Genomic DNA, 12154 nt, shown 5'->3' with positions numbered 1-12154 from the left:
CGTCACCTCCTATCTAGCCTACATGTTTAGAAATCTAACTTCTCAATGATTTGATTAGCAACCACTTTGGCGCTTTGTTCATCTGTGCGTACAACGTGATCCGCCACTTCTTTATAGAGTGGTTCACGTTCATCTGCCAGACGCACTAATACGTCGCGTGAATCTTCTTCTGTTTGTAGCAAAGGACGACGCTTATCGCGCTGGGTACGTGCTACTTGCTTCTCAATTGGGGTTTCAAGATAAACCACAATACCACGAGCAGATAGTTTGTTACGTACCTCTTTACTGATGACCGAGCCGCCGCCAGTAGCCAATACGATGCCTTGCTTTTCGGTAAGATCAGAAATCACGGTCTCTTCGCGACGACGAAACCCTTCTTCCCCTTCAATATCGAACACCCAGGAGATATCAGCACCAGTGCGGCGCTCGATTTCTTGATCTGAATCGAAGAACTCCAGATGTAATTGGTCCGCAATGTGACGACCAATCGTGCTCTTACCAGCCCCCATTGGGCCTACCAGAAATATATTACGTTTCTCAGCCATATCTTTTTAGTACAAACGAACTCTAAAATTTGAAATAAAACCCCGCCTAACGACCTGGCCCCAAAATTAAGGAGGGGATTATCTCAGCAATCAATGCGTGATTTCAAGTCAAAAGGCAACTTTCACGCCCATTATTGTTATTTTAGTCTGACTACAGTGAATCATGCATGATCTTAGGTGTCACAAAAATCAATAACTCTCTCTTTTCATTGATTTCTCGTGTGTTCCTAAATAGGACACCTAAGTAGGGTACATCTCCCAGTACAGGCACCTTGCTCACCGCATTGGTCATTTCCTGCTGATAAATGCCCCCTAACACCACCGTCTGACCATTCTCGACCAAGACCTGAGTCTGGATCCTTTGTGTATTTATCGCCACAGCCGGGCCATTGGCTGTTTGTACTGTATCACCCCGTGTGTCCTGGGTTATGACCAGATCCAAAATAATTTTATTATCCGGCGTAATTTGCGGTGTCACCTCTAAACTCAGCACCGCTTTTTTAAACTGAACGGTCGATGCACCACTGGAAGCCGACTCCACGTAAGGTATCTCGGTACCTTGCTCGATGCGCGCCGTTTTCTGGTTTGCAGTCGTAATGCTGGGTGTTGCGATGATCTCACCTTTGTTTTCTTGCTCTAAGGCAGACAACTCCAGGTCAATCAAAGTACCGTCTGACAACTTGGCAATGTGCATGCCCAGACTACCCGCCGGGTTTTGTACCGGCAAATTCACATTTAACCGTTCAGTCAAATCAGGGATGGTGCCACCCGATAACTTATTGGTTGCTTCCAGCGTACCAGAAATAGCATCGGTTCCCTGCTGATCACTGAACCCCCAGCGGATCCCCAAGTCTTCCTGGATATTATCTGACACCGTCACCATACGCGATTCAATACGGACCTGCTTCACTGGCACATCCAGCGTCTCGACCATACGTCTGACGTTTTCAATGCTACGCGAGGTGTCCTTAATCAGCAGAGTATTGGTCCGCTTATCCACAGAGACACTGCCACGCAGGCTGATGATGGAGTTTTCATCCGTTTTAAGTAAATCAGCGAATTCTTCTGCTTTAGCGTAATTAAGCTGAATGTATTCACTATATAAAGGTTCCAGCTCTTCGACCTGACGTTTTGCCTGCAACTCTTTTGCTTCTCTGGCAGCCAGCTCTTCAGACGGCGCCACCATCAAAATAGCCCCTTCCATGCGTTTATCAAGCCCTTTCACCCGTAACACCACGTCCAGCGCCTGATCCCAGGGGACACCATCCAGGCGTAAGGTAATGTTGCCCGTCACCGAATCACTGGTGACCAGGTTAAAGTTGTTAGTATCGGCGATTATCTGCAACACAGAACGGATCGGGATGTCCTGAAAGTTCAATGTGATCGGCTGTCCCTGATAATTTTTCGTATCCGCATACGAAAATTCCTGGTCGTCTTTCTCTACTGTCAGGGTAAAAATGTTGTCTAGTTGCTGATAATTGAACTTAAAAGCGCCATTAGGTTTGATCACCAAACGGCTTTTTCCCTCTTCACGGAAGGTTTCAACCGTACTCACAATGGTGCCAAAATCAACAACATCCAGCTCATATAATAACTCGTCTGGGATGGCAATATGATGAAAGTCTGCGTAAATCTGTCCGCCTCGCTCCTGCACATCAATCGCCGCCTGATTGGAGTCCAGAAAGGCCAGGATCTGAGCGGCGCCTTTATCTGTGCGACGGAAGTCAATATTCTGGATCCGATTCATCTCGCTGTGCAGCGCATCAGGTTGTGCATCCTCGCTAGAAACCGGAATTGGTTGATCTGAGACTTTGATATAAACCAGGTTGTTCTTAACCTCAGTGCGGTAGAGTTTGAGCGCAGACATTTCAACACTCAGCACAAATCCACCCTGCTCCATCCTGCTCTTGATCTGCTCGATCCCGGCTTGGTTCACTTTGAGCAGTTCCAGGCTTTCTTCGAATTCTGCATCCGGGAAAAACAACTCAATGCGTGCTGGTTCATTCAACACCTGCACTTTGGGTTCAATCGCCAGCTTTTCGTCAAACACAAGCTGTAGCTCGGTTTCTCCGGTCGGCACCGGGTTATAACGCACATCGTACAGCATTGGCATTGCCTGGGCGAGCATCGCTGTGCCCATTAAAATGCCACCCATCAGAGTTTTCACAACGTGTTTGATCCCGTCGCGCGCAATCATATTTTCACCTTTTTTATTCTTCACTGGCACCGACGTCCTCGGCTTCCACCATTTCGACTTTGCTCAGGCGCTCTTTCCAACACCCCGTTCCGTCCGGGATCAGCTCCATCAGTTCCAGATGGTCGGCTTGTACGCTCACCACTTTACCGTGATACAAACCCATGTATTCATTTTTCTTTATTCTGAACAAACCTTGCTCGCCAGCTCTGATCAACGCCCATACCGTCTCGCCACGCGTGATCGTGCCTTTCATCATCAGGTTGTCCAGCGCGTATTTTTCTAGCGGATCTCTGGGACGATTCGGATCTGGGTGAAGACAGTTTTTAACCTGCACCAGACGACTTTCAATGACTTCCGGTTGTGGGGCAACAAAAGGACTACGTAGCTGAGCCGCACTATAGGGGAAATGCTCAAACCGCGCCATTTCGGGCATAGGGTCTATGCTCGGGGTGGCATTCGCCTGCACCCGGTCAATAAACTCTTTTTGTTCTGCGGTGTTATCGTTACACCCTGTCAGTGCAATCATCGCAAACAAAACCAGCAGACGCCTCATTCTTCAGTCTCCTGTTCGTAGCGGTAGGTTTTTGCTACCACGCTAAACACCAACTGATTATTGCCTGCACCCTCGATACGAAAATCATGCAAACTCACAATACGCGGCAACTGCGCCACCTTGCTGACAAACTCACCAAACTCGTGATACGTCCCCACCACTTCAAGATTAATTGGCAGTTCCGTATAAAACTCTTTTTTAATCTCTGGCAGCCAGCCTATTTTTAGAAACGTCAGGCCACTGGACGTGCCAACATACGTTAAGTCATCGAGCAATCCCGGGGTTTCATTCGAGGTTGGCAGTTTTCTTAATAATTGAGAAAACTGCGCTTCCATGTCCTGCATTTGCTGTCGATATAACTCCAGGTTATTTGCCCGACCGTATTTGACTCGGTAGCTGGTGCGCAACTCTTCTTCTTTTTTAACCGCCCGTTCAAAGCTTGCCACCGACGCAGAGACCAGCATGCTGTAGCCTACGACCAGCATGATCAACACCACCACAGCACAACAAATGGCCTTCACTGGCATCGGCCACTCGCCGATGTTATCCAGTTCAATTTCGTTCCAGTCGATCTCCTGCAGCGACTTCAAATCAAGTTTCATGGCCTAGTTCTCCGCCTGCGTTGTCTGAGCTAACTCGGCGCGTTCTTTCTCCATTTGAGCGAACGTTTTAACGTAAAAATTCATCGTAAAGTTACTCAGTAAACGCTCTTCGCGCTCACCAGCGACAATCCCCTGAAGTAACGGATCACGCAACAAATAAGACGACTCAACTGCCCGCAGCATTTGTGACAAGCGATTGTTTGATTCACTGCGACCAATCACTTTGATCATGTTCTTTTGTCGCTCCAGGCTGGTCAGATAGACGCCCGCAGGTACCACGCGAGTCACCTCATCAATGATCTGCGTGCCCAAATTACGGTTGCTCTGCAACTCTTCAATCAATCGGATCCGACGCTGCAGGTTTTCTTTTTGTTGGTTCAACCCGCGGATTTCCCCAATCCGCTTATCCAGCTTTTTAATCTCACTGGACAGATAAAGATTCTTGATTTCCTGCCCTTCTTTAAGGGTGTCATAAAATGCACCAATGCCGTACATCAGCGCCAAGCTGGCAGCGACGATGACCCCCAGTATGGTCAGGAATTTTTGTTGAGAAGCCTGCCGTTGCTGCTCACGCCAGGGCAGTAAATTTATATGTGGCATGATGAAAAGCTCCTCAGTGCCAACCCCGTTGCGATGGCAAACTGCGCTCTGTGATTATTCAGTACACCTCGATCCACTTTAGGCGCTATTTCCATATTCGCAAACGGATCCGCCACAATCGCATGCACACCCAGCTCATCCACAAGCAAACGGTCGAGCCCTTCCACTTGTGCAGTTCCACCGGTCAAAACAATGTAGTCGACCTGCTCCTGGCCACTGGTCGTCATAAACATTTGTAGCGCACGACGCACCTGCTGTAACAACGAGGTCTGAAATGGCGCGAGTACTTCAAAGGTATAATTCGGCGGCAAATCACCGGTGGTTTTTGCCAATTCGGCCTGATCAAAACTCTTGTTGTAATATGCCACAATGCTATTGGTGTACTGCTCTCCACCAAAAACCTGGTCCCGGGTGTATAGCGTTTTACCGGACTGTACGACACTCACCAAAGTCACCACGGCACCAATATCAATGATCCCGACGACTTTATCGTAAGCATCAGAGGGCAGCTGTCCGTACAAAACTTCAGCAGAACGGGCTAGAGCGTAGCTTTCAACATCCACGACTTTCGCTTTTAAGCCTGCTTCTTCCAGTGCACTAACACGCGCCTGTACACTTTCCGTTCTGGCCGCAGACAACAACACATTGACCTTGGAAGGGTCCGCCTCATTCACCGTTAGCTTTTCGAAATCCAGACTGACCTCATCGAGTGGGTAAGGGATCAGGCTATCGGCTTCAATCGCGATTTGTGATTCTAATTCAGCATCGCTTAACGACACATCCATAAAAATCATTTTGGTGATGACCGTTTGGCCGGAGACAGCTACAGCAGCAAAGTGACTGGTTTTTGGCAAGCGCTTGCGTATTTTACTGATGACTTTACCGACCGCTTCAATATCCTGAATAGCACGCTCTTTCATTGCGCCTTTAGGTAAAGGTTCAATGGCAACCGCCTCAACCCGGAACCCAGCACTAGATTCGGCCAACAAAACTGCCTTTACACAGTGTGAGCCTATGTCTACCCCGACCATCATTGGAGCTTGTTTTTTTAAGAATTGACGCAACATGCCGTTAGCCCAAGTATCCAGAATTCTGTACAGTGTTAATTAAGAGTTTAGTCATTTAGGTACAGTTTGGCGAAAAGCGTTATACTACTTGCCAACTTTCGGCCACACTCCCATGCACCTTCATTAGGCACAAAGTAATTTACGCAAAAATTATTAATCGTTTTTTAATCAGGATATACTAACAGCGTCCGATTGTAATTGGGAGTCTCGCTAGGGATAAATTCGTGAATTTATTAAAAAGATTACTACAACTTATACTGCTTTGCACGACACTGGGCCTGCTTACCTTGTTCGGCCTTTATTACTATGTCAAATCTGACATTCCCAGTGTAAAGGTTTTAAAAGATGTACAGCTGCAAACCCCAATGCAGGTCTTTACCCGCGACGGCAAACTGATCAATCAGTTTGGCGAGAAACGCCGTATTCCGGTTAAAATTAATGACATTCCAGAGCCTTTACTCCAGGCTTTTCTGGCCACCGAAGACAACCGCTTTTATGATCATTTTGGCATCGATCCGATCGGCATTGTGCGGTCATTTATCGTCCTGGTCAGCACCGGAGAGAAAAAACAAGGTGCCAGTACCATCACCATGCAGTTGGCACGAAACTTCTTCCTGACCCGGGAAAAGGCCTATATTCGTAAAGTGAAAGAAATCTTTATCGCCTTACACATCGAACGATTACTGAATAAAGATGAAATTCTTGAGCTTTATCTCAATAAAATAGAACTAGGTCATCGTGCCTTTGGGATAGGGGCAGCCGCACAGGTGTATTATGGCAAGGAACTACACGAGCTGAGCCTGGCGCAAATGGCGATGTTGGCTGGCCTGCCCAAAGCCCCTTCAGCACTCAATCCAATCCGTAACCCGCAGCGTGCCAAGTTACGCCGCAACGTTGTGTTGGGCAGGATGCTGACTGAAAGCTACATCTCTCAGGCCCAGTACAACGAGGCCACTCAGGCACCGATCACGGCTAAACGACACGGCGCTGAAATAGAACTCTATGCACCTTACATATCGGAAATGGTTCGTGCATACATGGTGAAAACCTATGGTGAAGACCAAGCCTACAACTCCGGTTTTAAGGTTTATACCACAGTCGAATCCGATGTTCAGGCCGCTGCACAGCAGGCCCTGATCGATAACCTGCACGCTTATGATATGCGACACGGCTTCCGTGGCCCGCAAGCGCAATACTGGCAACCAGAGGAAGCCCCCTGGTCGACCACTCAAATCCTGGAAAAGCTGCGCAGTGTCAAAGAAATAGACCCGCTTCAAGCTGGTGTTGTGACGGCACTTGAAGAGCAAAGTGCCACAGTATTGCTCAAAGACGGCGCCTCTGTCACTGTGCCCTGGTCCGGATTAAAATGGGCGCGTGCATATATCACAGAGCGCCGTCAGGGATTACCGCCGAAACAAGCAAGTGATATTCTCGCGCCAGGTATGCAGATCTGGGTACGCAACAAAGACCAGAATTGGCTGCTCAGCCAGCTACCTCAGCCTGCCAGTGCGCTGGTGTCATTAGACCCACAAAGTGGCCGCATTAAAGCCCTGGTTGGCGGCTATAGCTTCCGTCAAAGCCAGTACAATCGGGCCGTTCAGGCTAAGCGTCAGGTTGGCTCAAACATCAAGCCGTTTATCTACTCGGGTGCACTGGAAGCGGGCTACACGTTGTCGACCATCATCAACGACGCCCCGATCAATCATTGGGATAAGAGCATGGGCGTCGCCTGGCGTCCGAAAAATAGCCCGGATGTGTACAGTGGCCCTATTCGTATCCGCCGCGCCCTGGCTCAGTCAAAAAACGTTGTGTCAGTGCGCTTGCTACGGGGTATGGGCCTCAACGCAGCTGCCGACCATATTCTCAAGTTTGGTTTTAATAACGAGGACATTGTCCGCAGTGAATCGCTGGCTCTGGGCAGTGCATCACTGACGCCGCTGGAAATGGCCCGCGGTATGAGTGCCTTTGCCAATGGCGGCCACTTGGTCGAGACCTATTTTATTGAAAAACTCACTGACAGTTATGGCAATGTTCTGGGAGCTGCTCAGCCACTGAGCATCTGTAGTGAAGAAGAATGGGAAGTCGACCAGTACACCTGTGCACCACGGATCATCTCTGAACGTAATGCATTTTTAATCGCCGACGCAATGAAAAGCGCGATCTGGGGTGGTGGCAGCTGGAAACACAAAACCGGCTGGACTGGCACTGGCTGGCGTGCACAGGCGCTAAAGCGCAAAGATCTAGCCGGCAAAACCGGCACCACCAACAGCTCGGTCGATACCTGGTTTACCGGGTTTAATCGCAACGTACTCACCACAGTCTGGGTCGGGTTTGACGATCCGGGCAAGTCACTGGGCCGCGCAGCGTACAATGCCAATCTGGGCAAGCAACAGGTCGTCGGTGCCGAAGCGGGTGCCACGTCAGCACTACCTGGCTGGGTACAGTTTATGCGCGCAGCATTAAAAGACGAGCCACTTGCACCGATTGACCCGCCTCCGGGCCTGGTGTCTGTGCGCATCGATTTAAAAACCGGGCTATTGAGTGAGCGCAACGACCATACCAGCCGTTTCGAATATTTTGAACGTGGCACTACCCCAACAAAATACGTACTTGAAACGGGCTCCAGTACGCCGTTTGAAGAGCAACTCCCGGATACAGAAGAGCTGTTTTAATAGCCACAACGCAAAAAGGCCGGTGTCAATCACCGGCCTTTTTGTCTTTCTTTAAGATTATCTCAACTGTTGTGTTAACCAGTATAGGTCGGAGTGGATCCCCGCTGCGGTGACTTCTTTACCCGCACCCGGCCCTTGAATCACCAAAGGGTTTTGTTCATACCACTGAGTGGTTATCACAAAAATGTTGTCTCCCGGGGTCAAATTGGCAATCGCGCTCCCCTGAGCAACTTGCGCAATACCCACTTTGGCATGGACTGTTCCTGATGCGTCAATCTCCAGAGCACCGGTATACCTCAGTACTTTGTCAGCGGCCTGGGCTGCTTCCTGACGCTGCTGATAAAACGTATCTAACTCATCTTTGCGTGCTAAAAAGGCTTCCCAGCTGCCTTCAGCCAATGACTCAGGCATCAGCGCCTCTAAGGCAATGTCGTCCAGCTCCAGCTGCAAACCCAGTTCGCGCGCCAGGATCAATAGCTTGCGCTGCATATCGCGACCGGATAAGTCTTCTCTGGGATCCGGCTCGGTATACCCCATCTCTTGTGCCGCCAATACCAGCTCAGAGAAAGGACGAGTGCCATCAAAACTGCTGCACAACCAGGATAAAGTGCCCGAAAACACCCCTTCAATGCGCACCACTCTGTCGCCGCTATTTTGCAGATCGGCCAGCGCGAAATTGACTGGCAGTCCGGCTCCAACGCTGGTGTTATAGCGCCACAGCAAGTTACGTTCTTGTAATTGAATACGTAATGCCTGATACCAGTCATGCTGTGCAGTTCCGGCATACTTATTGGCGCTGATCAAATGGCAATCATGGGCCGCAAAATCAGGGTAAAGCTGGCTAAATGCCTCACTGGCCGTGATATCAATCACCACCTTGTGTTCGTAATCCAGCTCACTGATGCGCTCCAGCAGCTCTTCATGCGAGTAATCCTGCGCTTCACTTTGCCACTGCTGCTGCCATTGCGACAATGTTAAGCCACTCGGGCAGAACACCATTTTCTGTGAGCGCAACAATGCCACCACTTTCAGATCAAACTGGCTCTGCAGGCGCGCAATCTGTTGCTGACACTGGCTCAGGAAGACCTCACCAACATTGCCCAGGCCGGCGATAATCACCGCCAGTTCACGTCCTTTATTCACCAGTTTATCGTGCAAAATAGCCAACACATCACTGTCAATGGCCTGATCCGTGAGGAATAAGGCATAGTCTGTGGCACTGTGAGTAAAGCGCACTACCACGGCCTGCTCATCCAGAACCGCCTGTGCCTGGCGCACTAACGGTGTAATGTCCGGACTAGGTGCAACCACAGCAAAACCACGCAGATGCGATTCAACGATGGTGACCCGGCCACTCAGGCGCAAAACAACCTGATGTGTGAACTCACTGGGCACCAGCAAGTAATCTTCGCCGTTTTGGTTAAAGTGATGGATGCCATGCTGGATCAGCTGACTAAGCGCCCCGACTTCGCCAGAAACCAGGGTATCAACGCGCAATAAATCCAGATCGCCAAAGGTGGTCACAAAGCGCTTTTCTTTACTGTAGCCTTGCTTGACCACTTCGGTGCCCTGCACGTCAGGGTCAAAACTGCTGCGTACCTGGAGCTTAATGGCGGTCTCTTTAAGTGGTGACAGGGTTTTTGCGTGCAAAACCGGGTTGCCAAGCCGTGCCAATAAATTAGCCTGCGCACGGCACACTTTACTGTACTTGATTGCATTACCCACTTTACGTGGATCCGTACTGAAAACACCTGGCGTGTCAGTCCAGATAGACACAGACGCCGCGTCTAAATAGCTGGCTAATAATGTGGCGCTATAATCACTGCCGTTACGCCCCAGTGTGACCGTATTACCTGCACTATCCGCGGCAATAAAACCAGTCACGACATAAATTTTGTCCTGATCAAGTGCCTGATGGCAGGCACTGCGATTTTGACTGTGCATCAGTTGTCCCTGATGCTGGGTAAACAAAGTACGCGCATCAACATCCTGCGCAGCAATATTTAAGGTGTTCAACAAAGCTGCCAGTAAACGCGCTGACCAGATCTCACCAAACGCCAACAACGGGGCTTCGAGCAACTGGCGTGACTGTGCCTGACGACCGATGCTGCTCAGCTCATCCCGTAATTCAGCAACCAGCGAGGATTGCTGCGCTGCGGAAAATAGCTCATCAATCAGCTGCAACTGATGGTTTTCCACTTGCAACAAGATGTCACTAAAAGCCCGCTCGTCCTGCTGCTGATAACTCTGCCACAAGGCAACCAAAGTATTGGTGGTTTTGCCTGCTGCCGAAACCACGATACAGTCACCGCTCTGGCACTGCCCAATGATGATATTGGCAACCGCCTGATAGCGAGCAGCCGAGCTTAAACTCGACCCGCCGAATTTATGTACTGCTTTTGTCATTTCTTCTACCACAATGCCGTATGTGCTGGCGAGAGCTTAAATGCTTTCGCATTGTCACTGGAGTTGCCTTGCGCGGCCTTCACCGCGGCAAATGCCTGCTCAAAGTCTGCTAATAAATCGTCGATTTCCTCAATCCCCACCGAAATGCGGATCAGTGTGTCACCCACACCCGCCTCAAGCCGTGCAGCCGGGTCCATACCGGCATGCGTCATGGTTGCCGGGTGACAGATCAAACTTTCAACGCCTCCCAGGGATTCTGCCAGGGAGAATTGTTTCACGCTGGTCAGGAACTTAGCGGCATCCGCCAGTTCCCCTTTAATATCAAAACTCACCATGCCACCGAAGCCTTGCTGCTGCTGTTTCGCCAGTGCGTGCTGAGGGTGGCTTTCCAGCCCGGGATAGTACACCTGGCTAACAAACTCTGATTGCTCAAGGTAACGTGCAATCGCCAGCGCATTTTCCTGATGCTGTTTAAGGCGAACATTGAGCGTACGCAAACCGCGCAGAGTCAGGTAACTGTCAAACGGCGCACCCGTGATGCCGATATTATTGGCCCACCAGGCCAGTTCATCACCCAGCTCTTCGGTTTTGGCAATCACAGCGCCACCCACAACATCCGAATGACCATTGATATACTTAGTGGTGGAATGCACCACGATGTCGACGCCAAATGCGATGGGGTTTTGCAGTGCCGGCGATAAGAAAGTGTTATCAGCGGCAACCAGCGCACCGCACTGTGCCGCGACATCCACAACAGCCTGGATATCCGTTAAGCGCAAAATAGGATTGCTCGGTGTTTCAATCCAGACCAGTTTAGGTTTAATGGCCAAAATTTCCTGCAAGCTGTCGCTGCGCGTCAGATCCAGTACTTTTACCTTGAGCAAACCGCGCTTTTCCAGCGAGGTAAACAAGCGATAGCTGCCCCCATAACAATCGTGTGGGATCACTAAGGTATCATCAGCATTCAGTAACTGAGTCACCAGATGAACCGCAGCCATACCTGTTGCGGTAATGATCCCCTTAGCGCCACCTTCCAGTTCCGCCAGTGTTTGCGCAAGAATATCGCGATTAGGGTTACCACTACGGCCATAATCGTAATCACGCTTCTTATCAAAATCCGCGAAAGAATAGGTAGTCGACAGATAAAGCGGCGGCACCACCGCACCATGATGCTTGTCGGCATCTATGCCTGTACGTACCGCTATGGTTGACTTGTTGCTTTGGCTCATAGGTCACCTGGATGAATTAGATGTTTAGACGTCTAAAAGGTTAGATGAACAAAAGTTAGAAGTCAAAACATTTATACCGCTAAATGGCTAAATAACTAGTATTTGACTATCTTTTTTAAACCGATAAAATTTCGCCACTCAACGCGAACTCTATGCTAATAAGACTGAGTATTTGAGCTTAAACTATGGCAAATGACGTGCAACATTGCCAACAGAGAGCCTACGTGTCACGGTTGGATCCATACACAGTACACAGTCTTATTCGCATTGCATCTACAACACT

Annotated in this window: 9 protein-coding genes; 1 reads left to right on the top strand and 8 read right to left on the bottom strand. The window is 49.6% G+C overall.

Going from position 1 to position 12154, the window contains the following annotated elements; translation table 11 throughout:
• Nucleotides 1–26: 26 nt before the first annotated feature.
• The 6 genes from aroK to PRUB_RS07710 form a co-directional block, all read right to left on the bottom strand.
• Nucleotides 27–545 (bottom strand): shikimate kinase AroK, encoded by a 519-nt coding sequence (aroK, locus tag PRUB_RS07735; protein WP_010386209.1) that lies wholly within the window; start codon nt 543–545, stop codon nt 27–29.
• A 151-nt stretch (nt 546–696) separates the two neighbouring features.
• On the bottom strand, nt 697–2700 hold the full coding sequence (locus PRUB_RS07730; RefSeq protein ID WP_422623984.1) for a type IV pilus secretin PilQ: 2004 nt from the start codon (nt 2698–2700) through the stop codon (nt 697–699).
• Between the two features lie 55 nt (nt 2701–2755).
• Nucleotides 2756–3295 (bottom strand): pilus assembly protein PilP, encoded by a 540-nt coding sequence (locus tag PRUB_RS07725; RefSeq protein WP_010386207.1) that lies wholly within the window; start codon nt 3293–3295, stop codon nt 2756–2758.
• Nucleotides 3292–3897, bottom strand: coding sequence for a type IV pilus inner membrane component PilO (locus PRUB_RS07720; protein WP_010386206.1), 606 nt, complete (start codon nt 3895–3897; stop codon nt 3292–3294). Before PRUB_RS07720 ends, PRUB_RS07725 begins: the two co-directional genes overlap by 4 nt.
• Before the next feature lie 3 nt (nt 3898–3900).
• Nucleotides 3901–4497 carry a PilN domain-containing protein gene (locus tag PRUB_RS07715; protein WP_010386204.1) on the bottom strand — a complete coding sequence of 199 codons (597 nt, stop codon included), beginning with the start codon at nt 4495–4497 and terminating at the stop codon, nt 3901–3903.
• On the bottom strand, nt 4485–5564 hold the full coding sequence (locus PRUB_RS07710) for a pilus assembly protein PilM (RefSeq protein WP_010386203.1): 1080 nt from the start codon (nt 5562–5564) through the stop codon (nt 4485–4487). Before PRUB_RS07710 ends, PRUB_RS07715 begins: the two co-directional genes overlap by 13 nt.
• A gap of 224 nt (nt 5565–5788) precedes the next feature.
• Here PRUB_RS07710 and PRUB_RS07705 point away from each other — a divergent pair, with 224 nt between their 5' ends.
• Nucleotides 5789–8236: a penicillin-binding protein 1A gene (locus tag PRUB_RS07705; protein ID WP_010386202.1), complete on the top strand. Its 2448-nt coding sequence runs from the start codon at nt 5789–5791 to the stop codon at nt 8234–8236.
• A gap of 57 nt (nt 8237–8293) precedes the next feature.
• On the opposite strand, the gene metL is transcribed toward PRUB_RS07705, so the two are convergent.
• Nucleotides 8294–10642 carry a bifunctional aspartate kinase/homoserine dehydrogenase II gene (gene metL, locus PRUB_RS07700; RefSeq protein ID WP_010386201.1) on the bottom strand — a complete coding sequence of 783 codons (2349 nt, stop codon included), beginning with the start codon at nt 10640–10642 and terminating at the stop codon, nt 8294–8296.
• Nucleotides 10643–10647: 5 nt separating this feature from the next.
• Nucleotides 10648–11871, bottom strand: coding sequence for a cystathionine gamma-synthase (gene metB, locus PRUB_RS07695; RefSeq protein WP_010386200.1), 1224 nt, complete (start codon nt 11869–11871; stop codon nt 10648–10650).
• Between the last annotated feature and the right edge of the window lie 283 nt (nt 11872–12154).

Origin of the sequence: Pseudoalteromonas rubra, from assembly GCF_000238295.3 — a bacterium.
Classification (GTDB): domain Bacteria; phylum Pseudomonadota; class Gammaproteobacteria; order Enterobacterales; family Alteromonadaceae; genus Pseudoalteromonas; species Pseudoalteromonas rubra.
The sequence above is the reverse complement of the archived record's forward strand: the minus strand, read 5'-3'. Positions and strand labels throughout refer to the sequence as shown.